Raw genomic sequence first — 26,649 nt, 5'->3', positions numbered from 1 at the left:
CCATGACGGTAGCAGCGCCCTTACCGCTCCCCCACCGGTTTCGGGTTTCATTTGGAACGGGCGGCCTAGCAGGTAAAAATTGACAGCGCTGTCATCCACACCTATCGTGCGTGCCCGAGGGAAAGTGTGAGTGAGGGGAGTTACAATGCTCAGCACCATCGATTTTGCGGTGGTGGCCGCATATGCGGTCATCCTGTTCGTCCTTGCGCAGTGGGTCAGCCGCGAAAAAGCCGGCCACCACAAGGATGCTTCCGATTATTTCCTGGCCGGCAAGGCCCTGCCCTGGTGGGCCATCGGCGCCTCGCTGATCGCTTCCAACATCTCGGCAGAACAGATCATCGGCATGTCCGGGTCGGGCTATGCCATGGGACTTGCCATCGCCTCCTATGAATGGATGGCGGCCATTTCGCTGCTGATCGTCGGCAAATATCTGCTGCCCGTCTTCCTTAAGCGCGGCATCTATACGATGCCCCAGTTCCTGGAGCAGCGCTACGATCACCGCGTGCGTATGGTGATGGCCTTCTTCTGGCTCGGCGTTTATGTGTTCGTGAACCTGACCTCGATCCTGTGGCTCGGTTCGCTCGCCATCGAGGCTGTTACCGGCGTTGATCTGGTCTACGGCATGCTGGCACTGGGCATCTTTGCCATGGCCTATTCGGTTTATGGCGGCCTCAAGGCCGTTGCCTTCACCGACATCATCCAGGTGGTACTTCTGGTGTTCGGCGGCCTGATGATCGCCTATGTGCTGCTGGAGGATATCTCGGGCGGCGCAGGCGCGCTTGCAGGTTTCTCGATGCTTCTTGAGAAAGCCCCTGAAAAGTTCGACATGATCCTCGATCCGTCGAACCCCTATTATGCGTCCCTGCCCGGCCTTTCGGTGCTGGTGGGCGGCATGTGGGTGATGAACCTCAGCTACTGGGGCTTCAACCAATATATCATCCAGCGCGCGCTGGGTGCCAAAAGCCTTGATGAAGCCCAGAAGGGTATCGCCTTCGCCGCCTTCCTGAAGCTCGTGATGCCGATCATCGTCGTGCTGCCGGGTATTGCCATGTTCGTGCTGCAGCCCGATCTGGCCTCACCCGATCAGGCTTATCCCACCGCCATGAAGCTGTTGCCTGCCGGCCTTCTGGGCCTTGTGTTCGCAGCCCTGATTGCCGCGATCATCTCGTCCTTGGGCTCCATGACCAACTCGATCTCCACGATCTTCACGATGGATATCTACCCGAGTTTCGTGGCAGAAGAAAAACGCCGTGACCCCGTGGTGATCGGCCGCATCGTTGCCGTGTCGGCGATGGTGCTGGCACTGCTCACCGCGAAGCCGCTTCTCGGCAATTTCGATCAGGCTTTCCAGTATATCCAGGAATTCACCGGCTTCTTCACGCCGGGGATCTGCGTGATCTTCTTCCTTGGCATGTTCTGGCGCAAGACGACCGCAAACGGTGCGCTTGCCGCCGCCATCGGTTCAGCCGTCCTGTCCTTCGCCTTCAAGATGCTGTGGCCGGAACTGCCGTTCATCGACCGCGTCGGTATCGTCTTCCTCGCCTGCTCCGGCATTGCCATTGTCCTGTCGCTGATGGCAGGCGGCAAGGTGCAGGAAGGCTCGGTTGATCTTGGCGAGATCGGCTTCAAGACCTCGGGCGGTTTCAACCTTGCCGCCCTCCTCGTGATCCTGATCACGGCAGCGCTCTACGCCACCTGGTGGTAAAAACACGGCACCGGCCGGTCACGCTGGCCGGCCGGTGCAAAAAACGCTTTCCAAGGCCGATTGCTGCGTCCTACGCTCCCCTGCCGATTCCCGCGACCAGACGGGAACGCCAAAATAACTTTCACGGGGACCAGAAAAACAATGACCAGCGCCGAAGCGACGCCTGAACTCACCCTAGCCGACCATGCCGACCGCGCCTTTTTGGGGCACCCGAAAGGGCTTGGCTATCTTGCCTTCACCGAAGCATGGGAACGCTTTTCCTATTACGGAATGCAGGCACTTCTCGTGCTTTACATGGTCAAGGTGGCGCTGACGCCCGGCCATATCGAAAACATCGCCTTCTTCGACAGTTTCCGCACACTCTATGGCGGCCTTGAAGGGCAGGCTTTGGCCTCTGCCATCTTCGGCACCTATACCGCCACGGTTTACCTGACCCCGATTTTCGGCGGCCTGATTGCTGACCGTTGGCTTGGCAAGCGGCGCACCGTGCTGATCGGCGCCATCACCATGTCGGTCGGCCACTTCCTGATGGCGTTCGAGGCAAGCTTCCTGTTCGCCCTTCTCTGCCTTGTTGTTGGCTGCGGCATGTTCAAGGGCAATATCGCAAGCCAGGTGGGCTCGCTTTACAAGCCCGACGACCTGCGCCGTGCCGATGCCTTCCAGATTTTCTATCTGGGCATCAATGCGGGCGTGATTGCCTCGCCGCTGATTGTCGGCACGCTGGGCGAAACGGTCGGCTGGCATTGGGGCTTTGGCGCCGCGGGCGTTGGCATGCTTCTGGGCCTCGTCATCTATCTGGCGGGCCAGAAATATCTGCCGAAGGAACATTTCACGCCGCAAGGCCCGCGCGAGAAAGCCGCGCGCCCGGCCATGACCCGGCAGGACTGGATCTCGCTTTTGGCCGTTCTCTTGCTGATCCCCGTGCTTGCCCTTGGCATCATGCCGAACCAGCAGATTTTCAACACCTATCTCGTTTGGGGTGACCAGCATTTCGACCTGAATTTCTTCGGAACCCAGTTGCCGACCACCTGGCTGATCACGCTTGATGCCGTGGTCAGCGTCAGCTTCCTTGCCGGTGTATCGCTTTTCTACCGCTGGTACGGCAAGCGCTGGCAGGAGCCCGATGAATTGACGAAGCTGATCATCGGCTCGATCTTCTCCATCGCTGGCATGGGCTGCCTGTTCATGGCCGCCGCCACCGTGCCGGACGGTGGCAAGATCGGCCTCTTCTGGCCGGTGGCCTTCCACTTCATGAACTCGATCGGCTTTGCCCACATGCTGCCGGTCAGCCTCGCGCTCTTCTCGCGCCTCGCACCTGTGGCGGTGAACGCCACCGTGATCGGCCTCTATTATCTCGCCTTCTTCGCCGGCAACTTCGCCGTCGGCTGGGTTGGCGGCTTCTACGAGACGATGCCGACCACGAGCTTCTGGGCCCTGCATGCCGGCTTTGCCGCCATCGCGGGCGCCGTGTTCCTCGCCTACAAGATATTCCTCGCCCCGCGCCTGATGAGCGACAAGGAACCTGCCGCCGCCTGACAAGGCGGACGAGGCCGAAAAACAGAAAAGCCCGCGCCTGATGGCTGCGGGCTTTTTCTTTTGTAATAACCGTCAGGTGATAGCCGACGTCAGGCCTTTCTGGCGGATTTCGTAACAGCCCTTGCGGCGGCGGCCTTCAGGCGATCTTTCATTTCCCGCGCGAGACGCGCTTCGCGCAGCCTTACGGTCTTTTCGTCGCTGGCAGACGCAGCTTCTTCCAGTTCTTCAAAGGCACGCTCTCGCGCAACGATCTGCAACTGTTTCCTGTCGACAACCGGCTCTGCCTGTTGACGTGACCTGGCATTGGTATTCGTCATGCTCGCCCTTTACTGTGGTGCCCATTGACCGGGCGGAAAGGAAAAGGTCAGGCAAATTGCCTGACCTTCATTTGTCTCGTGCTTTCAATACCGGTGTCGAAGGAACGATCCCGAGAAAGCAAATACCAGATTAGAGCACCTGGAGATTGCCAGCCGACATCTTGCCCGACTTGCGATCGCTTTCGAGATCGTAGCTGAGCTTCTGGCCTTCGACGATTTCGCGCAGACCTGCGCGCTCGACAGCGGAGATGTGGACGAAGGCATCGGCGCCGCCGTCATCAGGCTGGATGAAGCCGAAACCTTTGGTGGCATTGAACCATTTTACTGTACCAGTGGCCATGTTGAACCCTTTCATAGCAATGTAGTTGACCGCAACATACGCGCCGCGGATGGTGTAACGACTATTTTAAAGGGAGGGATCGTTCAGAGTGTGAATCAATCACACAACAGCCAAAGCTCAGCAGAAAAATATCGCTGCGCATAAATAGATTTTATTTTTGAAATAATCAATCTCTATTTTTGGCCGCCCCAAATATTGGCGGAAATACTATGCTGGATTGACGTTTTTCAAGCGATCCTAAAATGGCAAATCCTGCACCAAGACGCATAAAAGATAAGCCCTCGACTTCGCACTGAAATCAAGGGCTTATCTGAAAATTGGTAGCCGAGGAGGGACTTGAACCCCCGACCTACGGATTATGATTCCGCCGCTCTAACCAACTGAGCTACTCGGCCCCGAAAGGCATGTGCCCCGGCGCATTTTGCCGGAAGCCGGGCCGGTATAATGGACGTACCCGACCCCGTCAAGACGCTTTTTCAGGGATTGCGCGGCGGCCCTCAGGCAGCTTTCACAAGCAGCAGGCGACGGCGCCACGCAGCCCCGGCAAGGCCGAAGCCCATCACCATCATCAGCCAGGTTGCGGGCTCGGGGATACCACCGGTCGGATCCGGATCCGGCGGCAGATAGCTTTGTTTCGTGAGCGCGTAGGTGCCGCTCGCGAAGTCGCCGAAATCGTTTTCGAAGCCAAGGAGGCCGAAGGCGCCAAGATAGGTACCGCCGATGCCGAGGATATCGCTGCCGCTCATTTCAAAATTGAAACGGTCGAGCGCGTCAGTGTTATCGAAGGAAAGGATCGGGCCGCCGCCACCGCCCCAGCGGTCGTCGTCTTCCATCTTGAAGATGGTGCCGAGGATTTGCAGGAAAAACACGCCGCCATTGTTCGCAAAGCTGTATTTGCCATCGAGGCCGACCTTGGTTTCGTCATAGAGACCCCAGGCCATGAACTCGGTGCCCACGGGCATGCCGCCGATATAGCTTTCGTCGATTGAGCCGTTGAACTGGAAGCTGGTGGTTGCCGCAACGGGGGCGGTAATGGCACAGGCCGCCAGCACGGCAGTCGCGCAAACTGCGGACTTGAGGGTAACGAAGCGCATGTTACTTCCCTGATCTGATCTGGTCACAAAAAGAGTCGCCCGATTCTGAAAGTCGAGTCGACCAATACGAAGCAAAGTTTACCTTTTGTTAACCATAGCCGCAAGCCTTTGTATTGCGACCGCGCAACTTGTGATCGAAGAAATGCGTCAGATTGCCGCCAACCGCTTGTCTGCGCTCACGGTTTTTGCGATCCAGCCACCGCCGAGAACCCGGTCGCCATCATAGAAAACAGCCGCCTGCCCCGGCGATACACCGGCTTCGGGGTCATGGAGTTCCAGCATGGCATCGCCGTTGTCGCCAAGACGCAGCGTGGCAGGGACCGGCGGGCGGGTGGAGCGCACGCGGGCCAGCACCTCGATGCCGTCTGCACCCACAGGCTCGCCCAGCCAGTTCACATCCTTCACCGCAATCGCGCGGGTATCGAGCGCTTCCTTGGGCCCCACGATCACCCGTTTGTTGGCAGGATCAAGCTTCACCACATAAAGGGGATCGGTCACACCGCCGATGCCAAGGCCGCGGCGCTGGCCGATGGTATAGCGGATGATGCCTTCATGGTGACCGAGCACATTGCCATCAAGATCGACAATCTCGCCGGCTTCCAGCGCACCTGGGCGCAGGCGTTCGATCACATCCACATAGCGGCCTTCGGGCACGAAGCAGATATCCTGGCTGTCCGGCTTGTCGGCAACGGTCAGGCCATATGTCTCGGCCAGTGCGCGCACTTCCGGCTTTTCCATGCCGCCCAGCGGGAAACGCAGGAAATCGAGCTGCTCTTGCGTGGTGGTGAACAGGAAATAGCTCTGGTCGCGGCCAAGGTCCACAGCGCGGGTGAGCTGTGCCTTGCCACTGCCGCCGAGCGTACGCTGCACATAATGCCCGGTCGCCATGCAATCGGCGCCAAGGTCGCGCGCGGTGGCAAGCAGATCCTTGAACTTGACGGTCTGGTTGCAGCGCACGCAGGGGATCGGGGTTTCGCCGCGGATATAGCTGTCGGCAAATTCCTCCATCACCTGATCTTTGAAGCGGCTTTCATAATCCAGCACATAGTGCGGAATCCCGATGGCTTCCGCCACGCGGCGGGCATCATGGATATCTTGGCCCGCACAGCAGGCGCCTTTCTTCTGCACCGCGACGCCGTGATCATACAGCTGCAGCGTGATGCCGACGACGTCATAGCCCTGGTCTTTCAGGAGGGCTGCCGTCACCGAACTGTCCACGCCGCCCGACATGGCGACAACGACGCGCGTATTTTCGGGGGCGCGGTCAAACCCCAGACTGTTCACACTCATGGCTCGGTTCCTGTGCGGCGGGCACATCCGGCCCCTGCCGCCAATGGCGCCACCCGCTGCCGGGGCCGCCTTTTTCGCGGGCCGCTGCCCGCCTTTCTTGCCGCTTCATATAAGGGAGATGGGCCAAGGCGGCAAGCGATTCCGCCCTTGCCGCCCGGCAGACTTTTTTGCCCGGCAAGACATGATCGCTTGCGCTTCCGGGCCTTGGCACCCCTTCCCGCCGCACATCAAATTCCGTTGATTTCTGCCCGCTTGGAGAATTGGCCCGATCCTTGCTGATGATCTTCACGAGATTTTCCGTGCGGCCATGAGAAGCCCGGCCGCCTGACACGCCAGAATGGATCGGACAGTTTGGAATTCGCGTAGATGAACCCGATCGATCAAATGATGCAGATGTTTGGTGCCTCCTCGAGCGGCATGCTCTCTGCTTTCATGGGCACCAAGGCAAATGGCCAGGGCGCAGCCGGCCAGAGCTTCGCCGACATGCTGACCGGCGTCACCGCCACCGCAGCCCCCGGCAAGTTCGCCAACGGGCAGTTGCTGGAAGGCACCGACGCGGCCGGCATGAGCGCATCCGATTATATGTTCGCCATAGGCCCCTATAGCTATACGACCGTACAGTCCGATGCGCCTGTCGCCCTGCCCGATATGCTGGGCGTTGGTGAGACAGGTGCCGAGGATGGCACGGCTGACGCGAACATCGATGCGGGTTCGGATACGATAGATACCAGTGTGCCGACCACTGCAGGCAACGGCGCCGTTCCCGCTGCATCGGCAGCTACACCGGAAGCGCAAGCAGACACGCAGTCCGGCACCGGGCAACCTGCCCCTGAAGTGGCTGTTGCACCGGCCAAAGCCACCGCGCAGCCCGCAGCAACCGACAAGGTTGCAGCGCCTACCGAGACTGCCAGCAGCATTCCTGCCAAGGCTGCTGCCACGGAAACTGTTGAAGCAGACGCCGATACCACCGTCGACATCGATCTTGCCGCCGATGATGCAACCGCTGCCCCCGCCACAGACAGCGAGGGTGAAGGTGATACCGGTAGCGACGCCGACGCAGCGCTTGCCGCCGAGCGCGCCGCCAATGCTGCCCGCGCGCAGTCTGTGCCGCATCCCAAGCCAGCTGACGTTAATTACGCAAGCGTAACGGCTGATACGCTGGATGAACCTGTGGCCGACCTGCCCGCGCAGGCATCGGATACCGCCCGTGCCCATGCCACGGCCGCCAAGTCGAAAGCGCCGTCCTCGCCCGACCTGATGCCGAGCGTGACCGAGCTTGCCGATGAAGCTGCTGCAGAGGCGGCCCCTGCCCTCGCGCAGGCCCAGACCGGCCAGCAGAAATCCGCAAACGCCAATGCGAACGGCAAAGCCAAGTCCGCAGCAGCGCAAGCTGCTGCCGGGAATGGCTCGGCCAGTGGCCAGCAAGCAGCAAGCACCGATGTTGCTGCGGCAACCCAGCAGACCCACGACGCCGCCCGCACCCCAGGCCGCGACACCGGCCTCCTTCTGGCGTCGAACGACCGGCCAGCCGCCAGCAGCACGCCCGAAAGCCTGACCGGCCAGTCTGACACCAGCGGCCAGTCGATGATCGGCGGCGGATTGACGACCCTGAAGGGCGAAACCGGCCTCCTTGGCCGTCCTGCAGCCACCGGCTTCACGGCACAGACGCAAAGCAATTACGTGCTTAATCAGGTGAATATCCAGATCGCCAAAGCCGTGGAAGCCGGCGACAAGAATTTCACCGTGCGCCTCGACCCGCCGGAGCTTGGCCGGGTGACCGTGAAGATGCAGTTCACGCAGGATGGTGTGGTGCGCGCCGAGGTCGTCGCCGACCGCCGCGAAACGCTCGATATGCTGCGCCGCGATAGCCGTTCGCTTGAAAAGGCGCTGGAAGCCGGCGGTCACAAGACCGACATGGCCGGCCTGAGCTTCAGCCTTGACGATGGCGCCGGCCAGGAAAGCGCTGGCAAGGCCTTCGCCGAAGCCATGCTCGCCGACCGGATCGATGAACGCATGGCCGCAGGTGCTGGCAACGGCACTGATGGCGACGGCACCGCAACGGACGATGCCGAAGGCGCCGTCCTGCATCTCGACAGCACGGATCTTGAAGCGATCCTGCCCTATGTAACCGCCGAAACCGGCATCGACGTCCGCGTGTGACGGGCCTGTTCGGAAAGGATTGAACGATGGAAATCAATACCACAGCAGGCATTGCAAGCGGCAGCAGTTCGAGTGCCGCCTCTTCGGGCGCCTCGCTCGCTCAGGATTTCGATACCTTCCTGACGCTGCTGACCTCGCAGCTTCAGAACCAGGATCCGCTCGACCCCATGGAAAGCAATGAAATGACCCAGCAGCTTGTGGCTTTCGCCGGCGTCGAACAGCAGATCGTCGCCAACAAGAATCTCGAGAATATCTCGTCACTCCTTCTGGTGAACGCGATCAATGCCTCGACCAGCTATCTCGGCAAGACTGCCCTGCTGCAGGCCGACACGATCGAGAACACCGGCACTGGCGGCAAGTGGCAATATGAACTCGAAACCGATGCTTACAATGTCAAGCTCGAGGTCGTGGATGAAGACGGCTTCACCGTCTACAGCACCACAGGCAATGGCGCGACCGGCATCCAGGACTTCGAGTGGGATGGCAAGGACATGACCGGCAACGTGGCGCCCGAAGGCAATTACACCCTGAAGGTGACAGCTTCCGACGAGCAGGCCACCGCCATCCGGTCGCTTATCTATTCGGAACACAAGATTACGGGCGTGGATACATCGACCTCCACCCCCTGGTTCGCGGCAGGCCCTTACGCCGTGACCCAAAGCGAAATCCTGCGGCTGTCGATCGACAGCTGACCGGAAAAGCCTGCGGATGCCGAAGGGGCGTCCGCAAGAAACCGGCGGGCCGAAGTGCTCGCCATGATCGCCGGGATATCCCGGCAAGTGCAGAACGCCATACGCACGTGAACACGCAAAAGAGTTCAGGAGAAGTAAAATGGCATTCACGGCTCTGGCCGCCGGCGTATCGGGGCTCCAGGCTTTCTCGCAAAGCGTTGGGGTGATCGCCGACAACATTACCAACGTTAACACCATCGGTTACAAAGAGAGCCGCTCGCGCTTCTCGACCCTTGTGACCGAAACATCTTCCGCTTCGTCCTATTCGCCGGGCGGTGTCAGGGCCTTCACGGAATCGCTGATTTCGCGCCAGGGCCTGCTGCAACCGTCGTCCTCGCCGACCGACCTCTCGGTAGACGGCGCCGGCTTCTTCGTGGTGAAGAAATCAGGCAATGCAAACGAGGACGGCGAATTCCAGTTCACCCGTGCCGGCTCCTTCTCGAAGGACGAGGAAGGTTTCTTCAGGAATACCGCAGGTCTTTACCTGATGGGCTGGAAACTTGACGCCACCGGCGGCATTCCGTCCCGCCAGAACGACCTGACGCTCCTCGAGCCCATCAACATCGACAATCTGAACGGTGTGGCAAGCGCCACGGGCCGCGTGTCGCTGCGCGCCAACCTGCAGTCCAGCACCTCAGTCAACGCAGCTGCCGGCACCTATGCCGTCGGCGACATGGCCGCCGCCGCAGCTACACCGCCGGGCACCGTGACCGCGGACTTCGAAACCACCTTCGAAGTGTTCGACAGCCAGGGCATTTCGCACACCGTCGTCCTTTCCGCGATCAAATCGAGCGCCAACGACTGGTCGTATGAAATGTATTTCGACAATCCGAGCGAACTGGATGCAGCCCACACCGACGGCCTTATCGCTTCGGGCAGCCTGCTCTTCAATTCGGATGGTTCGATCGACCTCGTGAACTCCACGATGAACGACATTGGCGGCAACCCGGTCAGCCTAGCAGCTGGCGAAGCACTTACCTTCACCTACGGCACCGGCGTTACTTCGGTTGATAACGGCAACATCGTCTTCAACGTCGGTACTGACGGCCAGGCGAACGGCTTCTCGCAGTTCGACAGCCCCTCGACCCTGATTGCCTCAAACGTCACGGGCGCCCAGTTCGGCAACGTGAACGATATCCGGATCGGTGAAGACGGCTACGTCTATGCCCTCTTCGATAACGGCCTGCAGGAACCGATCTTCCGCCTGCCGGTCGCAACCTTCCCGAACCCGGATGGTCTCGCCCGCAAACAGGGCAACGCTTACAGCTTCTCGAACCTGTCGGGTAACTTCGCCCTGCAGACGGCGGGACAAGGCGGTGCCGGTGCCATTGCGCCGAACGCGCTTGAACTCTCGACTGTTGACCTTGCGAACGAGTTTGCCGAACTGATCAAGGTGCAGCGCGCCTTCTCTGCCTCGACCCGCATCATCACGACCTCGGACGAAATCCTCGAGGAACTGGTCCGCATCTAACGGGGCAGGCTGCGGCCTTACCCACCAACTCTTTTGCACCAGACCGGTCCGCCTGAGAACAGGCGGGCCGGTTTCGGCATTTTTAAAGAGCTTTTCCGAGAAAGACTTAGCGTCGATCACAGGAAAGTCAGCCGATATTAGCCCTTTTTTTACACCCTTTTCCTATAGTGGACCGGTCCGTTCCCTTAAGTAACGTGTATTCGGAAAAGACATGAAACCTGAACTAAAAGTTGTCGGACCAACCGGCAAGACCCTGAAACTGAAAGACCTCCCGCCGCCCTCAACCGAACGTTGGGTGATTCGGCGCAAGGCCGAGGTCGTCGCGGCTGTCCGTGGCGGTCTCCTGACCCTTGAAGAGGCCTGTGATCGCTATTCCCTTTCTGTCGAGGAGTTCCTCTCCTGGCAGCAGGCAATTGATCGCAGCGGCGTATCCGGCCTGAAGGTCACACGCATCCAAAGACCGCGCGAGGCCAAGAGCGCCTGACGCATTTTCTGTCAAAGTTCACCCCACCAGCGTTTTTCTGTTTGATTATAGGCAATTTTTGCCTAGATTTAACCATCTGTTTACAGTCGTCGCGTTAGGCTCGAAAAACCGAATCATACGTGTCGGGCGATTGTCAGGCAGATAGTCGGACGCTGGTGGGGCAGAACGGCCGAAACCGGGAATTCAGCGGACAGACCGAAAAAGCGGTCTATTCGCAGGGTCATGCGGATTACCGGAAGCCCGGTCGAGGTGTGCTTTGGACGGACTTTTACAATTCCTGCGCAATCTGGGAACCGGCAGGCTGATCGCCATGGCGGTTGTCGGTGCACTCACCGTCGGCTTTTTCACGCTCATTATCGGCCAGTTACAAAACAAGCCGATGGCGACCCTGTATTCCGATCTTGAAGCAGGCGCCGCTGCCAGCATTGTCGAGCGGCTGGAAGCAGACCAGATTCCCTATGAAACCGCTGCCGGCGGCAGCACCATCCGCGTGCCCAATGATCAGGTGGACCGCCTGCGCATCCTGCTGGCCGGCGAAGGCCTCGCAGGCAGCCTGGTCGGCAAGGAACTCTTTGACCAGGGCAACAGCTTTGGCCGCACCAGTTTTGAACTCAACGTCAATTATGTGCGCGCCATCGAAGGCGAACTTGCGCGCACCATCCGCTATATCCAGTCTGTGCAGGAAGCCCGCGTCCATATTGTGATGCCGGAGCGCCGCCCCTTCCAGCGCGAAGCCGCCGAGCCCACTGCCTCGATCATGATCAAGCCCAAGGGCCCGGGCCTCACAGGCCGCGAGGCACAGGCGATACAGGCGCTTGTCGCCTCCGCCGTGCCCGGCCTTTCGCCGGATCATGTAACCATTACCGATACGAACGGTCGCCTCCTTTCGGACGGGGCCGCGAACGGCGATATGGCGCGCCTTTCAAACCTTGAAGAAGCCCGCCTTTCGCGCGAACAGCTGTACCGGGAAAAGATCGAAAACCTGCTGGCCAGCCGCGTGGGTCGTGGCAACGTGAGGGCCGAGGTTGCCGTGTCGATGGACATGAACCGCACCACCCGCAGCGAAACCGAATTTGACCCTGAAGGTCAGGTGGTCCTGTCGCAGACCGTTGGCGAAGAACGCGCGCAGGAAACTGACCCCCAGAATGCCGTGACGGTGGATAACAACCTGCCGGAAGCCCAGCAAGGCGGCAACGCCGCAGCGGGCGGACCAACGAGCACGTCGCAGAAGTCGAACGAAGTTACCAACTTCCAGAACTCCAAAACCGAAACGGTGACGGTGCAGGAACCCGGACAGGTCTCGCAGATTCGCGTTTCCGTACTGGTGGATGGCATCCGCGAACTGGCATCAGATGGCACCACGACAGGGTATCAGGACCGGCCGGAAGCCGAGATTGACGCGCTGCGCACTCTTGTACTGACGGCCATTCCCTATGATGAGGAACGCGGCGACGCCATCACCGTGCAGAGCATGCGCTTTGCCGACCCGCCGGCGCTGGAAGCACCCGAGCCCGTCTTCAATTTCTTCGGCTTCAACAAGGAAGATGTATTCCAGATCGGCTCGTGGGTCGGGATGTTCATTCTGGCCGTACTCGTACTCCTTCTGGTCGTACGGCCGATCGTAACCCGCGTCCTTGAAAGCATCCCGGATGCTGCGCAGCTTGCTGCAGAACAAAAGGCGGCCCTTGAAGCCCAGCAGGCGCCACCTGCCCTGATGGGCCCGGACTCGCCGATCACCGCCGAGGTCGTGGCGCTCGCTGCCGCCGGCGACGAGAATGCCGCCGCCCTCGTACGGGCCGCCAAGGAATCCGGCACGCTGGACGAAGCGAACCTGCAGATCGAAAGCAAGATCGACGTTGCCAAGGTCGAAGGCAAAATCAAGGATTCCGCGCTCAAGAAAGTGGCGGAAATCATCAAATCAAATCCGGACGATTCCGTCGCTATCGTCCGCCAGTGGCTTTATGCCGAGTAACCGTGTTCAGGCGACAGAGGGGCTATCAGCATGAGCGTGCATAACGATCTGAGCAAGATGTCCGGACCGCAGAAGGCTGCAGCCTTCATGCTGGCCATCGGGGACGATCACGGCCGGGCGATCTGGACAAGCCTCAGCGAGGACGAGATCAAGGAACTGTCGCAGCATATGGCGATGCTGGGGTCGGTGTCCGCACAGGCGGTTGAAAACCTGTTTGTCGAGTTCGCCTCGCAGGTTTCCTCGGTCGGCAACCTCAATGGCTCGTTCGACAGCACCGAACGCCTGCTCGTCAAAATGCTGCCCGGCGACCGTGTCGCCCAGATCATGGACGAAATCCGCGGCCCGGCTGGTCGCACCATGTGGGACAAGCTCGGCAACGTGAACGAGATGGTGCTGGCATCCTACCTGAAGAACGAATATCCGCAAACCGTTGCCGTGGTGCTGCAGAAGATCAAGCCCGAACACGCCGCCCGTGTGCTGGCCGTGTTGCCCGAAGATTTCTCGATGGAAGTTGTGATGCGCATGCTCCGCATGGAAGCCGTGCAGAAGGATATCCTCGACAAGGTCGAACAGACGCTCCGTATCGAATTCATGAACAACCTGGCGCGCACCAGCCGCCGCGACAGTCATGAAACGATCGCCGAGATCTTCAACTATCTCGACCGTTCGGCCGAGGCCCGCTTCCTTGCAGCCCTTGAAGACCGCAACCGCGACAGCGCCGAACGCATCCGCGCCCTCATGTTCACCTTCGAGGATCTGGCCAAGCTCGATCCGAGCGGTGTACAGACGCTGCTTCGGAACGTCGACAAGGACAAGCTGGCGCTGGCCATGAAGGGCGCATCGGATACGCTGCGCGATCTCTTCTTCTCGAACATGTCGGAACGCGCGGCCAAAATCCTGCGCGAGGACATGGAGGCCATGGGCCCCGTGCGCCTGCGCGACGTGGACGAGGCCCAGATGGAAATGGTCAACAAGGCGAAAGAACTGGCGGAAGCCGGCGAAATCCTCCTGTCCGACAACAAGGGCGAAGACGAACTCGTCTACTAAGGCAGGGTCGACGCAAAGGAATCATAGTCAGGCAATATGGCAGAACCGGTCAAATTCACCTTCGAGCAGTCTTTCGACGGCGGTGCGCGTACCAAGTACGACCGCGAGGTTGCTGCCCTGCGCGCGGAAATCGATGCTGCGCGCGCAGCGGCCCATGCCGAAGGCGTGGATGCCGGTCGCACGCAAGCCTTTGGCGAGATCGAAGCCGCGACCCGGCAGGTGCTTGCCGAGCTTTCCGCCAATGTGAACGGCCTGTTGCAGCGCCATGCCGCCATCGAGGCCGAGCTTCAGAAGCAGATGGCGGCGCTCGCGCAGCTGATCGCCGCGCGGCTCGTGCCGGCACTGATCTCGCGCTATCCGACCGCCGAGCTTGAGGCCCTGATCGCCGAATGCCTGCAAACAGTGCGCAAGGAACCGCGCATAGTTGTGCGGGTATCGGAAAGCCTCGCCGAGGCCGTCGATGCGCGGCTCGAGGCCATCAAATCGTCGCTTGCCTATGCGGGCGAGCTTGTCCTGATCGCCGAGCCCGCCATGGGCGCGCTCGATTGCCATGTGGAATGGCATGACGGCGGCGTGGAGCGGTCGGAAACCGAAATTCAGTCAGAGATCGATGCCGCCGTCGAGCGGTTCGTCATGCTGCTTGATGAACGAAACAACGAAGTCGGCGGCGAAGGCGCCGGGCTTTGATGGGGGAGAAGAATTGAATGGCTGGTGAAACCGACGACATGGGCCTGCAGGATCTGGCGTCATCAAGCGCTGCACCTGAACTCGCCAAAAAGGAAGAAGGTCAGGTTCGTTCCGCGCAGGAGCTGGAACCGGTTTTCGATGTGCCGGTGCGCGTTCAGGCCGTACTGGGCAAATCGACGCTCGAGGTCAGCCAGCTTCTGAAGCTCGCCCCGGGCGCCGTGGTCGAACTGGACCGCAAGGTCGGCGAGGCCATCGACATCTATGTGAACAACCGGCTGGTCGCCCGGGGGGAAGTGGTTCTCGTGGAGGACCATCTGGGCGTGACCATGACCGAGATCATCAAACTGGACGGCAACTGAGCCCAAAAGGGCACATGACGCGCAGGCAGAAGGCAGCAAGGGGGCAAGCGGGCGTATGAGCACAGTGATCGGGATGATTCTGGCCTTCGCGCTGGTGATCGGGGCAATCCTCATGGGAGGATCGCCGCTGCCGTTCATCAATGTGGAAAGCATTCTCATCGTGGTGCTTGGCACCATTGCCGTCACCGCGATCAGCTTCCCCCTGAGCGAGATGCTGACCATCCCGTACCATGTTTTCACGCTGCTGCGGCACGGCCAGCGCGATCCGGCTGCTGAGGCCGTGAAGGTGCTGCGGCTGGCGGTCGAAGCGCGGAAGGAAAATGACGTGCTGGCGGTGGAGCGCATGCTGCCCCGGGTGAAGGACACGCCTTTCCTCGCGAAGGCAATGCAGCTGGTGGCTGATGCCACACCGGTCGAGGAGATCGAGCAGATCATGCGCCGCGAGGCAGGCACCACCTCCGCCCGGCACATGCGGGCGGTGGATTTCCTGCGCCGCGCGGGCGACGTGGCCCCGGCCATGGGCCTGATCGGTACGCTGATCGGCCTTGTCAGAATGCTCGGCAACCTCGACAACCCGGCCGAGATCGGGCCGTCGATGGCGGTCGCCCTGCTGACGACGCTTTACGGCGCGGTGCTGGCACACCTGATCTTCATCCCGCTGGCGGCGAAGACCGAGCATTGCACCACCGAGGAAGCGCTCGTGAACAATCTTTATGCCATCGGGGCAACCTCGATGCGGCGGCAGGAAAACCCCCGCCGGCTCGAAATGCTTCTGAACACCATTCTGCCGCCCGCCAAGCGGGTAGTGTTCTTCAAATAAGGGATGCGCGCCTGCTGCTGCGCACCCGCTGACGGAGAGAGACGATGCGACTGTTGATCGTGGGCACTTTAAACGGCCAGCTTGGCGCGGCGAGCCAGATCGCCATGTCGCGCGGGGCCCAGGTGACCAATGCCCCGGATGTGGAAACGGCATTGAGCATCCTGCGTACCAAGGGTGCCGACCTCCTGATGATCGAGGTCACACTGGATATCCCGACCTTCGTGCCACGCCTGCGCGCCGAGCATTTCTCGATCCCCGTTGTTGCCTGCGGCATCAACACCGATCCGAAAACGGCAGCGGCTGCCATCCGCGGCGGCGCCAAGGAATATATCCCCCTGCCCCCGGATGCCGAGCTGATCGCCGCTGTCCTTGAAGCCGTGGCCGAAGACAACCAGACCTTCATCTTCCGTGACCCGGTGATGAAGTCGGCCGCAGCCTTGGCCGAACAGGTGGCGCCGTCCGAAGCCTCGATCCTGATCACCGGTGAAAGCGGGACAGGCAAGGAAATGATGGCGCGCTTCGTTCACCAGAAAAGCCGCCGCGCTAACAAGGCATTCGTGGCCGTAAACTGCGCTGCCATCCCGGAAAACCTCCTGGAATCCGAGCTGTTCGGCCACGAAAAAGGCGCCTTCACGGGCGCAGTGGCCCGCCGGATCGGCAAGTTCGAGGAAGCCGACGGCGGCACGCTGCTTCTGGATGAGATTTCGGAAATGGACGTCCGCCTACAGGCCAAGCTCCTGCGCGCCATCCAGGAACGCCAGATCGACCGCGTGGGCGGCGGCAAGCCGGTGAATGTGGATATCCGCATCATCGCGACCTCGAACCGCAACCTGCAGGAATATGTGAAGTCCGGCAATTTCCGCGAGGATCTGTTCTTCCGCCTGAACGTGGTGAACATCCGCGTGCCCAGCCTTAAGGACCGCCCCGGCGACATCAAGGTTCTGGCCGAATTCTTCGCCGACAAATATGCGACCGTGAACCATATGCCGAAGCGCAAGCTTTCGGAGGATGCCCTGAAGGTGCTGCTGGCCCACAACTGGCCGGGCAACGTGCGGGAACTGGAAAACACCCTGCACCGCGCCGTGCTGCTGGCCACCGGCGATGAAATCAGCACCGCTGCCATTCTTCTGCCGGATGCCAGTGGCAACCTTGCCATGTCGGGCATGACGAACACGCAGGCGCCCGAGGCATCCGCTGACGGCGCAGACGGTGCCGACCGCGGTGCGGATAATGCCTCGCTTGTCGGCCGCACGGTCGCCGAGGTCGAACGTGACCTGATCATCGACACGCTGAAGCATTGCCTTGGCAACCGGACGCATGCGGCCAACATCCTCGGGATTTCGATCCGCACGCTCCGGAACAAGCTCAACCAGTATCAGTCCGAAGGCGTGAATGTGCCCCAGCCGGGCGATAACCAGCGCATGCCGATCTGATCAGACGGCATGATGCAAGGACACAAGTCAGAATGAGCGATACAGCCACCGACAAGACCGGAGGCAACACGGCGTTGGCCGGCCTGATGGCCGGGCTCAAGAGCTCCGACGTTGCCTTTGCGCTTGGCTTCATCGCCATTCTCCTTGTCCTTATCATGCCGGTGCCAGCCTTCCTCCTGGATATCATGCTGGCCATGAGCGTCACCTTCTCGGTGATGATCCTGATGACGGCGCTGTTCATCCAGAAGCCGCTGCAGTTCTCGAGCTTCCCGACCGTTCTGCTGGTCGCCACGATGCTGCGGCTATCGCTGAACCTCGCGTCCACGCGCCTGATCCTCGCGAAAGGCCACGAGGGCACAGATGCCGCCGGCAAGGTGATCGAGGCCTTCGGTACCTTCCTGATGGGCGGCCAGATCGTCATCGGCCTTATCGTCTTCGCGATCCTGGTGATCGTGAACTTCATGGTCATCACCAAGGGTTCGGGCCGTATCGCCGAAGTGGCCGCCCGCTTCAGCCTTGATGCCATGCCCGGCAAGCAGATGGCGATCGACGCCGACATGTCCGCCGGCCTGATCGACGAAGGCGAAGCACGCCGCCGCCGGAAAGAGCTTGAAGACGAAAGCGCCTTCTTCGGCTCGATGGACGGTGCGTCCAAGTTCGTGCGCGGCGACGCCATCGCCGGCCTGCTGATCACCTTCATCAACGTCATCGGCGGTATCATCATCGGGGTGGTGATCAACGACCTGCCCTTCGTTGAAGCCATCGACGTTTACACGATCCTGACGGTCGGTGACGGCCTCGTCTCGCAGATCCCGGCACTGATCGTGTCGACTGCTGCCGGTATGCTCGTCACCAAGGCGGGCGTGACAGGACAGACCGACAAGGCGATGTTCGGCCAGCTGGCCGGTTACCCGCGCGCCGTTGGCGTTTCGTCCGCGCTTCTCACTGCCATGGCCTTCATGCCCGGTATCCCCTTCCTGCCCTTCGCCCTGATGGGTGGTGCGCTTGGCTACACCGCCTATGCGCTGGCCCGGAAGGAACGCGAGAAGGTGTTTGAGGAAACCGAAGCCAAACAGGCGGAATCGCAGCGCGCCACGCCGGTCGAAGAACCGATCAGCTCGGCCCTTGCGATTGACCAGCTGCGGCTGGAGCTTGGCTATGGTCTCCTGACCCTGATCAATGATGCCTCAGGCTTCCGGCTGACCGACCAGATCAAGGCGCTTCGCCGCCAGCTGGCGAGCGAAATGGGCTTCGTGATGCCGTCCGTGCGCATCCTCGACAACATGCAGCTGCCACCGAATACCTATGTGATCCGGGTGAAGGAAACCGAGGTCGGGCGCGGCGACGTGCGCCCCGGCATGTTCCTTGTGATGGACCCGCAAGGCCGCCCCGTGCAGTTGCCGGGCGAAGCGACGGTCGAGCCCGCCTTCGGCCTGCCCGCCATGTGGATCGATGCCGGCACCAAGGAAGAAGCCGCCTTCCGGGGCTATACGGTTGTCGACGCCGCCACCGTCGTGACAACGCACCTGACCGAGCTGATCAAGGACAATATGCCGGATCTGCTTTCCTACGCCGAAACCCAAAAGCTGCTCTCCGACCTGCCGACCGAGCATTCGAAGCTGGTGATGGATATCGTGCCGAACCAGATCACGGCATCCGGCATCCAGCGTATCCTGCAGGCGCTTCTGTCCGAGCGTGTGTCGATCCGCGACCTGCCGACGATCCTCGAGGGCATTGCCGAAGCCACCGGCTTCACCAAGAATATCGTCTCGATCACCGAGCATGTGCGCATGCGCCTTGCCCGCCAGCTGTGCTTCGTGAACCAGACACCGGACGGCCTTGTGCCGCTTGTCACCCTGTCGCCCGAATGGGAGCATGCCTTTGCCGACAGCCTTGTGGGGCCCGGCGAAGAGAAGCAGCTTGCAATGGCGCCCTCGAAGCTTTCGGAATTCATCAATTCGGTGCGCATGACCTACGACCAGCATGCCGACCGCGGCGAAAGCCCGGTGCTGTTGACGAGCCCCTTGGTGCGCCCCTATGTACGCTCGATCATCGAACGGTTCCGCCCGGCAACAGTGGTGATGAGCCAGAACGAGATCCACCCCCAGGCCAAGATACGAACCCTGGGCCAGATTTGAGTATGTTGAGTTTGAACGCAGGAATGACCCGGCTTTATGCGGCTTAAAACCTTTCACGCCAAAACGATGAGCGCCGTGATGGATCAGGTGCGGGCCGAAATGGGTCCGGACGCCATCATCATTTCCATCGAGGAAGGCAAAGGCGTGGGCGGCGTGCGCGTGACCGCTGCCCTTGAAGCCGGCATCACCCCGCCGCCACCACCGAGGGCACCCGACACCGAACAGACGCCGCTGGCGTTCGAGATATCGCACCCGATCCCCAAAATGCGGGAATTTGATATCGCTGACGTCAGCGCTGTGCTCAGCCACCACGGCCTGCCGTTCGAAACTGCCAGTCACTTGGGCGAAGCCGCCCGCGCGACCGATGCCGCAAGCCTTGCCGAAGCTTTCTCGACCGCGCTTGAAACCTCGATCCGTTTCAGCCCGCTCACTGACCGCACCAGCCGCCCGGTGATGCTGGTTGGCCCGCCCGGTGCTGGCAAAACGGTCTGCACCGCCAAGCTCACCGCCGATGCCGTGCTGCATGAACGCCGCACTCGCGTGATTTCCACCGACACCGTGAAGGCTGGCGGCGTGCAGCAACTGGATCACTTCGCCTCGCTGATGAAACAGACGGTATCGACCGCCGACAGCCCCGGCGAACTCGCGGCCCTCGTCAACGGCAAGGGCGGCGCAGACATCACCCTGATCGATACGCCCGGTACCAACCCGTTTGACATGGGCGAACTGGAAGAGCTGCTGAAATTCATCCGCGCGGTGGATGCCGAGCCCGTGCTGGTGCTGCCCGCCGGGATCGACCCGCTTGATGCGCAGGAAATTGCCGGCGTCTTTTCGAAGATGGGCTGCCAGCGCTTCATCGCCACCCGGCTGGATGCAGCCCGGCGCTACGCCAGCGTTATCATGGCGGCACGGCCCGGTTTCCTCAGCCTCGCCGCCATCAGCCGCAGCCCCTATATCGCAGATGGCCTCGAACCTGCATCGCCGATGACGCTGGCGCGTCTCATCACGGCCCTGCCGTCGCGCCGCAAAGAAGCCCCGAACCGGAAATGACACCCATGAGTGACCAACCGACCCCATTGTCGCCCCTTGAACACAAGCTGATTGCCGTCGCCTCGGGCAAGGGCGGCGTGGGCAAGACCTTCTTTTCGGTGACGCTGGCACAGGCTTTGGCGCGCGCCGGGCGCAAGGTATTGCTGTTTGACGGCGATATCGGGCTTGCCAACGTAGATATCCAGCTGGGCCTGATGCCGGAACGCGACCTCGGGCAAGTTATCTCGGGCGACGCCACGCTCAAGGACGTGATTATTCCTTACCGCGAGCAGGATGGATCGGGCTTTGATGTGCTGCCCGGCAAGTCGGGTTCAGGCGCCCTTGGCAACCTCAACCGCGATACGTTGACCGGCATCCGCAAAGGGCTGGTGGCGCTCGCCGCCGATTATGACCATGTGATCCTCGATCTCGCTGCCGGGATCGACCCCGCCGTCACGCTTCTCAGCTACCGGGCCGGCACGCTCCTTGTCGTGATGACAGCCGATCCCACGTCGCTGACCGATGCCTACGCCTTTGTGAAGGTCACGCATATGCGCGACCCCAAAGCCGATATCCGCATCGTGGTGAACAATGTGGCAAACAAGCGGGAAGGCGAGCGTGCCTACGAGGCTATCAAGCGGGCCGCAGAAGGATTTTTGAAGATTTCACCGCCACTTGCCGGTATTATCAGGCAGGATAGCAAGATTGTGGACGCCATCCGGTCGCAGGTGCCGCTCTTTACGCGCCACCCGCAGTCCGATGCCGCAGGCGATGTGAAGACGCTGGCCGCCGGCCTGTTCTGACCCCCGCCATAAGGCCCGGAGCGCCCACCGAGGGAAGCGGAAATGGCCGAGATAACCGGTCCACCGCCGCCGAAAGGCACCCCGGCGGTCAGCCGGGGACCGGAGCGGGTGCCAGCTGCCTCGCGCGACCGGCAACAGACCGGCGCCGAGACGCGGCATGAGGACAGAAGGGAGCAGCGCACCGACACGTCCGAGCTGGAAGCTTTACGGGCGCGTGATCCTGCTGTTTCCATCGCTGCCGCCACCGCCCATGTCGCCGTCGGCGACAATCTCAAGGCCCCGATTGCGAGCGTGGACCGCGAAGGCCGCCCCATCATCATCACCGAAACCGCCACCTTCGCCCTTCGGCCCGATGCAGGCCTGAAGCCGGGCGACGATGTGACCCTGCAAGTGCGCGAGACCGGCCATCAGGTCATGGCGGACCTGACCCAGCGGAACGGCCGCGACGTGGACCCGCCTGTCCGCCTGCAGCTCATTGTGATCGCGCTGCACAGCCCGGCGAGCACGCCTGCAGCAGCGGACGCCCCGGCGGTCGCCCCGCTGCCGCACGAGCCGCCAACCAGCGCAAGTTTCTACCGCCGCCCGCTGCCGACGCTGACCCCGCTGCCGCCCACTGAGGAAGCAACGGCGAAAGACCTTGCCCTGCCGCCCCTGCGTGACCCGCGCGCCCCGAACCCAAGCGCGGCGCGGCAAGCCTATGCTGCAGCGATTTTTGCCCCGCCACCGGCCTTCACAAGCAGTGACCAAAAGGCACCGCCACCGCCGCCATGGCTGCCGGGCGAAAAGCCAAGCGTCACAGTCACCGAAATCCCCGGTGACAACAGGCCAGTGATCGATACGGGCAAAAGCCTGTGGGCGCTGGAGCCACCTGCAGGACTGCGCCCCGGTGACAGCGCCACGCTCGAAATTACCAGACTGACGCCCACACCCGAAGCGCTGCTCACCGAACGGCGCGGCGAGCAGCTCAACCCGCCTATCGTCATCAGGCTCGAACGTGTTGCGCAGGTGACGGAGGCCGAGACTCCGGCACCACCCGCAGCCCCCGTACAGGCCACCGCCGCCAGCTTCCGCGACAATGCGCGCACCCCGCCCGAGCCCTTGCCGTGGAAACCCGGCGACAAGCCCGCAGTGACAATCACCGAGGTCGCAGGCGAAGCTCGCCCGGTGATCGACACCGGCAAAAGCCTTTGGGCACTTGATCCACCCGCCGGCCTTCGCCCCGGCGACAGCGCCACGCTTGACATCACACGGCTGACGCCAACCCCTGAGGCCCTGCTGACCGAACGGCGCGGCGAGCCGGTCACACCGCCCGTCACCATCACGCTTGAACGCATCGGGCCTTCACCTGCAGCTGCCGAACCACCGCCAGCCACGCAGGCCGTGGCCGTACCGCCGCCGCCCTTCCGCGAAGGCGAAACACGGCAAGTGGCGCTGACCGCCCACCCGGCAAGCGAGCAGCCGGTTGTCCGCATCGGGCGGGAACTTTACGCGGTGACCGCCGACCGCCCCCTCAAGACCGGTACGCTTGCGACCATCGAGTTCGGCGCCCCGAAGAACCCTGCGGAAGCACGGGTCGTTTTTCTGGACGGCCGCAGGCTCACTCCGCCCGGTGTGATGACCCTGAACTGGATGCCACCCGCCGGAACCGCAAGGGCAAATCCCGCCCCTGCAGCACCGCCTGCCCCGGCTGCACAGCCGCAGCCCGTCGTGACGCGAACAGAAACAGTTGCACCTCCGCCGCCTGCTGCGGCCACTGCCACCCCCTCCCCGCCCTTCCGGGAAGGTGAGGTCCGGCAGGTCGAGCTTGTGCCCGGCCCCGTGCCGGAACGCGCCTTTGTGGAAGCCGCCGGCAAACGCTATCTGGTTGACCCGGCTGTAGGCCTCAAACCCGGCGAGGCCGTAACGTTTGAAATCGTCCGGGCCGGTGTCACCCCCGAAGCCCGTGTGACAGCACGTGGGGGCGAACCTGTTGATCCGCCCTTCCGGGTAAAACTGCACGGCGTTGAGGCCCGCCTGTCCGAACTTCGGGAAACGGACGCCCGCCCGCAAGAACCATCGCAAGCCGCCCCCGCCGCAACACCGAGCGAGCCTGTCACTCAGGCAAGGGCGGCGGCGGAATCGCGCTGGCAGGTCAATGAAACCCGCGCCGCCCGTGTTGAATGGGCCACGGCATCCGAAGCGCAGGTGACGATTGATGCAAAAAGCTACCGCCTTCGCCCGAGTGCGGACCTGCAGCGCGGTGACCTCGCCACCCTGCAGCTGAAAGCCGACGGCCCGGTGCTTGAAGCGTGGCTCACCGAACGGCGGGGCGAAAGCCTGCCGGTGCCGCTGAACGTACAGCTCGCACCGCCCGATCAGGTTCCAGAACCGCTGATCCCGGCCCATACGGGACCAGCATACCGCCGGCTCTACCAAGCGGCAGAGAAGTTGCCGCCAGAGCTTATCGCAGCCCACACAGCGCAAATCCTGCCGCCGCTGGCGGATGCCGACAAAGCCGCCATCGCCGATCTTGTCGCCGCCCAGCAGAAGAAGCTGCCGCCGCTGGCACAGGCTTACCTGAAGCAGATCAGCCTTGCCCCCGCCTTGCAGGGGGGGAAACAACCAACCAGCCCCGGCGCAATGCTACCCTATCCACCGGCCAGCGCCGCCCCGCCCGCAGGCGAGAATGCGATCCTGCCGGGCCTCCGCCCCACGATTGTCGGCCTTGCCTCGCTGACAGCAGCGCTTACCCAACCGGTTTCAAGCGCCAGCGCCAAACCCATCGCAGCCCTTGATGGCACCGGGGTGGCCGTCACCATCACGCCGATCAAGGCGCTGACCGGCGGCATCCCGGCATCCGAAGTGACCATGGTGCGCGGCGTACGCCCCATTACCCCGCAAGAAGCCGCAGGCATGCCCGCCCTGCCCGCCCTTGCCGGTGCAGCCACGCCGCTGGCCTGGCTTGAAACCTCGCGCGGTCGCTTTGCCATGCCGGCAGATGCTGCGACCAGCCTGATCGGGGAACAGGTCCGCCTGCAGGCCGGTGTGGGGCAGGCGAGCGTCGCGGCAGCAGCCACCATCCGGACACCCGAGCCGATATCAGCAGCCGCCGCACCTCAGGCCGCGCCTGCAGGCGCCTCACAGACCGCAGCAGTTCCAGCTTTCGCGGCAGGCAAGCCTCGCCATACGGCGACGTTGCAGCAACCGGATGGCCGCCAGATCGCCAACCTGCAGGTCAGCTTCGTGCGGGCCGGGGAGGCTGGCATTGACCCCGCCCGCAGGGACCGGGTGCCGGGTCCTGCAGCAGCCGGGGGCGCTGTCGTCGTGAACACCGTCCAAACGCTTCGGGCCTATCCAGCGACCGGCGGCAACCGTGCGGATATTGCAGTGAACACCGCGTGGGGGCAATTCTCGCTCAGCCTGCCCGCCGATGCCCGCCCGACTGTTGGCAGTGCCCTTTATGTGCACCCCCAGCAAGCTACAGGTGCACGACCCGCAGAGATGACAGCCGCACAGGGACAGACAACCGCAGCACCCCTGCCGCTGCGGGGTGACGTTGCCCTGCCGCCGCTAGACGATTTCCCGGCCCTGCCCCCAGCCACAGGCGCCACTTGGGCGGGGCTTGAGGCTGCTTCGGCGCTCACCGCATCCAGCTTCAGCGGCAGCGCGCATTCTGTGGCTTCCTCAAGCGGCGATCTGGCGAGCCGGGCCGCTGCTGGCGGCAAGCTGACGAACGCGCTTCTGTTCCTTCTGCAGGCGGCCGGGCGCGGCCATCCGGATGGCTGGCTTGGCAGCGGCACCGTCGCGAACCTTGAGAAGCGCGATAGCGGGCTGCTTGATCTGCTGCGCCAGGAAACCGGTCGGGCGCTGGCGCTTGCCGCCGATGGCAGCCAGGAATGGCGGGCGGTTCAAATCCCCTTCGATATCCGCCCGAACGATGCCCCGCTCCTCTATATGATGTTCCGGCATGAAGAAGCCCGCCATGACCCGCGTGACGGCGGTGGTGAACAGGGAGATGACAAGGACGGCGCCGACCGTTTCCTCATCGAGGTGAATTTCTCGAAGCTCGGCACAGTCCAGCTGGACGGCCGTGTCGCCGGGCGGCGGTTCGATCTTGTGCTTCGCACCCCCACGCAACTCCCGGCGGCCCTCGCCCCGGAGCTTGCGGCGCTGTTTGATTCGGCGCTTGCGGCCAACGGCTTCACCGGCCGCTTTGCCGTACAGGACGGCACACCCTTGCCGGTCGATGTTCAGGCCGCTGTGGCCGGGCGCCTCGCCTGAGGCCTCGCCTCCCGGACAATTCACTTGACCGGATGCTTTAACCTGTTACTCGCTCAAGGCACAGCAGCGGGGAGCATAATAAAATGAAGGCCCTAATCGCCTTTGTCGGGTGTGTCCTTATATGGGGCTCCACCTGGTACGCCATCGAATGGCAACTTGGCACCACATCACCTGAATGGTCGGTCGCCTTCCGGTTCGGGCTGGCCTGCATCATCACCTTCGTGATTGCATTCGCACGGCGCGAACGCCTGCGCTTCACGCTGAAGGATCATGCTGTGGTTGCAGGCTTCGGCGTCTTCATGTTTTCGCTGAACTATATCCTTGTCTATCACGGAACCGAGCATCTGCCCTCGGGCCTTGTGGCGGTCACCTTCTCGCTGCTGGCACTGATGAACCTGATCAACGCCCGCCTCTTCCTGAAGGCGTCAATTGCGCCGACGGCCTTCGCCGCCTCGATCCTTGGCGTTTTCGGCCTTGTGCTGATCTTCTTGCCCGAGATCGAAGTGCTGAGCTTTGAAGACCAGACCGTCCTTGGCGTTGTGATCTGTATCGTCGGCACCTTCCTCGCATCGATCGGCAACAATTTTGCCGCCACGCCGCGCGCCCGTGCCTTGCCCCTTTTCGCAGCCAACGCGTGGGGGCTTTTCTATGGCAGCATCAGCAATGTGGTGAATGCCCTGATCACCGGCGACCCGATTGTACTGGACCTGCGCCCCGAATACTGGATGGCGCTTGGCTATCTGGCGGTGATGGGGACCGTGGTCGCTTTCGCGCTTTATATCTGGCTGATCGGCCAGATCGGTGTGGCGAGTGCGGCCTATACGTCCGTCCTCATCCCGTTCGTGGCCCTTGCCATTTCAACGGTCTTCGAGAATTTCCACTGGACCATGCCCGCCATTCTGGGCGTCGGCCTTGTCGCTGTCGGCAATGTGCTGATGGTGCGGTCACGAAATCGTCGGGCGGCCTGAGCCGC

The 26,649-nt window shown here is 62.1% G+C and carries 21 protein-coding genes and 1 tRNA gene; 17 read left to right on the top strand and 5 right to left on the bottom strand.

Annotated elements, in window-relative coordinates; all coding sequences use genetic code 11:
- The first annotated feature begins 145 nt into the window (after positions 1 to 145).
- Together PH603_RS06470 and PH603_RS06465 are read left to right on the top strand one after the other, a co-directional pair.
- Entirely contained in the window at positions 146 to 1,705 is a 1,560-nt protein-coding gene (locus PH603_RS06470; RefSeq protein ID WP_289505211.1) for a sodium/sugar symporter, read from the top strand.
- Between the two features lie 141 nt (positions 1,706 to 1,846).
- Positions 1,847 to 3,241, top strand: coding sequence for a peptide MFS transporter (locus PH603_RS06465; protein ID WP_289505210.1), 1,395 nt, complete (start codon positions 1,847 to 1,849; stop codon positions 3,239 to 3,241).
- An 89-nt stretch (positions 3,242 to 3,330) separates the two neighbouring features.
- On the opposite strand, the gene PH603_RS06460 is transcribed toward PH603_RS06465, so the two are convergent.
- From PH603_RS06460 to mnmA, 5 genes are all read right to left on the bottom strand, one after another.
- Complete coding sequence (locus PH603_RS06460; RefSeq protein WP_289505209.1) at positions 3,331 to 3,558, bottom strand: hypothetical protein; 228 nt, start codon at positions 3,556 to 3,558, stop codon at positions 3,331 to 3,333.
- Positions 3,559 to 3,688: 130 nt separating this feature from the next.
- A complete protein-coding gene (locus PH603_RS06455) occupies positions 3,689 to 3,913 on the bottom strand; it encodes a cold-shock protein (RefSeq protein ID WP_353507373.1) in 225 nt (74 codons plus the stop codon).
- A 303-nt stretch (positions 3,914 to 4,216) separates the two neighbouring features.
- Positions 4,217 to 4,293, bottom strand: a tRNA-Met gene (locus PH603_RS06450).
- A gap of 102 nt (positions 4,294 to 4,395) precedes the next feature.
- Positions 4,396 to 4,992 carry a PEPxxWA-CTERM sorting domain-containing protein gene (locus PH603_RS06445; RefSeq protein ID WP_289505207.1) on the bottom strand — a complete coding sequence of 199 codons (597 nt, stop codon included), beginning with the start codon at positions 4,990 to 4,992 and terminating at the stop codon, positions 4,396 to 4,398.
- Positions 4,993 to 5,139: 147 nt separating this feature from the next.
- Positions 5,140 to 6,282 (bottom strand): tRNA 2-thiouridine(34) synthase MnmA, encoded by a 1,143-nt coding sequence (gene mnmA / locus PH603_RS06440; RefSeq protein WP_289505206.1) that lies wholly within the window; start codon positions 6,280 to 6,282, stop codon positions 5,140 to 5,142.
- 366 nt (positions 6,283 to 6,648) lie between these two features.
- Here mnmA and PH603_RS06435 point away from each other — a divergent pair, with 366 nt between their 5' ends.
- The 15 genes from PH603_RS06435 to PH603_RS06365 all read left to right on the top strand — a co-directional run bounded on the left by PH603_RS06435 (position 6,649) and on the right by PH603_RS06365 (position 26,644).
- Positions 6,649 to 8,442, top strand: coding sequence for a flagellar hook-length control protein FliK (locus PH603_RS06435; protein WP_289505205.1), 1,794 nt, complete (start codon positions 6,649 to 6,651; stop codon positions 8,440 to 8,442).
- Positions 8,443 to 8,468: 26 nt separating this feature from the next.
- A complete protein-coding gene (locus PH603_RS06430) occupies positions 8,469 to 9,134 on the top strand; it encodes a flagellar hook assembly protein FlgD (RefSeq protein ID WP_289505204.1) in 666 nt (221 codons plus the stop codon).
- Between the two features lie 139 nt (positions 9,135 to 9,273).
- Complete coding sequence (locus PH603_RS06425) at positions 9,274 to 10,644, top strand: flagellar hook-basal body complex protein (protein ID WP_289505203.1); 1,371 nt, start codon at positions 9,274 to 9,276, stop codon at positions 10,642 to 10,644.
- Positions 10,645 to 10,855: 211 nt separating this feature from the next.
- Positions 10,856 to 11,128: a CtrA inhibitor SciP gene (gene sciP, locus PH603_RS06420; protein ID WP_289505202.1), complete on the top strand. Its 273-nt coding sequence runs from the start codon at positions 10,856 to 10,858 to the stop codon at positions 11,126 to 11,128.
- A 256-nt stretch (positions 11,129 to 11,384) separates the two neighbouring features.
- Complete coding sequence (fliF, locus tag PH603_RS06415) at positions 11,385 to 13,100, top strand: flagellar basal-body MS-ring/collar protein FliF (RefSeq protein WP_289505201.1); 1,716 nt, start codon at positions 11,385 to 11,387, stop codon at positions 13,098 to 13,100.
- Between the two features lie 30 nt (positions 13,101 to 13,130).
- Entirely contained in the window at positions 13,131 to 14,147 is a 1,017-nt protein-coding gene (gene fliG, locus PH603_RS06410) for a flagellar motor switch protein FliG (RefSeq protein ID WP_289505200.1), read from the top strand.
- A gap of 36 nt (positions 14,148 to 14,183) precedes the next feature.
- Positions 14,184 to 14,834 (top strand): FliH/SctL family protein, encoded by a 651-nt coding sequence (locus tag PH603_RS06405; protein WP_289505198.1) that lies wholly within the window; start codon positions 14,184 to 14,186, stop codon positions 14,832 to 14,834.
- Between the two features lie 17 nt (positions 14,835 to 14,851).
- Entirely contained in the window at positions 14,852 to 15,193 is a 342-nt protein-coding gene (fliN, locus tag PH603_RS06400; protein ID WP_289505197.1) for a flagellar motor switch protein FliN, read from the top strand.
- 55 nt (positions 15,194 to 15,248) lie between these two features.
- Positions 15,249 to 16,013, top strand: coding sequence for a motility protein A (locus PH603_RS06395; protein WP_289505196.1), 765 nt, complete (start codon positions 15,249 to 15,251; stop codon positions 16,011 to 16,013).
- 44 nt (positions 16,014 to 16,057) lie between these two features.
- Positions 16,058 to 17,446: a sigma-54-dependent transcriptional regulator FlbD gene (flbD, locus tag PH603_RS06390; protein WP_289505195.1), complete on the top strand. Its 1,389-nt coding sequence runs from the start codon at positions 16,058 to 16,060 to the stop codon at positions 17,444 to 17,446.
- Positions 17,447 to 17,478: 32 nt separating this feature from the next.
- Positions 17,479 to 19,584, top strand: a complete 2,106-nt coding sequence (gene flhA, locus PH603_RS06385; protein ID WP_289505194.1) for a flagellar biosynthesis protein FlhA — start codon at positions 17,479 to 17,481, stop codon at positions 19,582 to 19,584.
- A gap of 36 nt (positions 19,585 to 19,620) precedes the next feature.
- The gene (locus PH603_RS06380) at positions 19,621 to 20,634 is read left to right on the top strand and encodes a flagellar biosynthesis protein FlhF (RefSeq protein WP_289505193.1); all 1,014 of its coding nucleotides are present in this window, start codon (positions 19,621 to 19,623) and stop codon (positions 20,632 to 20,634) included.
- Positions 20,635 to 20,639: 5 nt separating this feature from the next.
- Positions 20,640 to 21,416: a MinD/ParA family protein gene (locus PH603_RS06375; RefSeq protein WP_289505192.1), complete on the top strand. Its 777-nt coding sequence runs from the start codon at positions 20,640 to 20,642 to the stop codon at positions 21,414 to 21,416.
- 42 nt (positions 21,417 to 21,458) lie between these two features.
- Complete coding sequence (locus PH603_RS06370) at positions 21,459 to 25,676, top strand: hypothetical protein (RefSeq protein ID WP_289505191.1); 4,218 nt, start codon at positions 21,459 to 21,461, stop codon at positions 25,674 to 25,676.
- 83 nt (positions 25,677 to 25,759) lie between these two features.
- Complete coding sequence (locus PH603_RS06365; protein ID WP_289505189.1) at positions 25,760 to 26,644, top strand: DMT family transporter; 885 nt, start codon at positions 25,760 to 25,762, stop codon at positions 26,642 to 26,644.
- Positions 26,645 to 26,649: the final 5 nt, after the last annotated feature.

The organism is Gimibacter soli, from assembly GCF_028463845.1.
GTDB lineage: Bacteria > Pseudomonadota > Alphaproteobacteria > Sphingomonadales > Kordiimonadaceae > Gimibacter > Gimibacter soli.
Note: the sequence above shows the minus strand (reverse complement) of the source record. Positions and strands in the feature narration are given on the sequence as shown.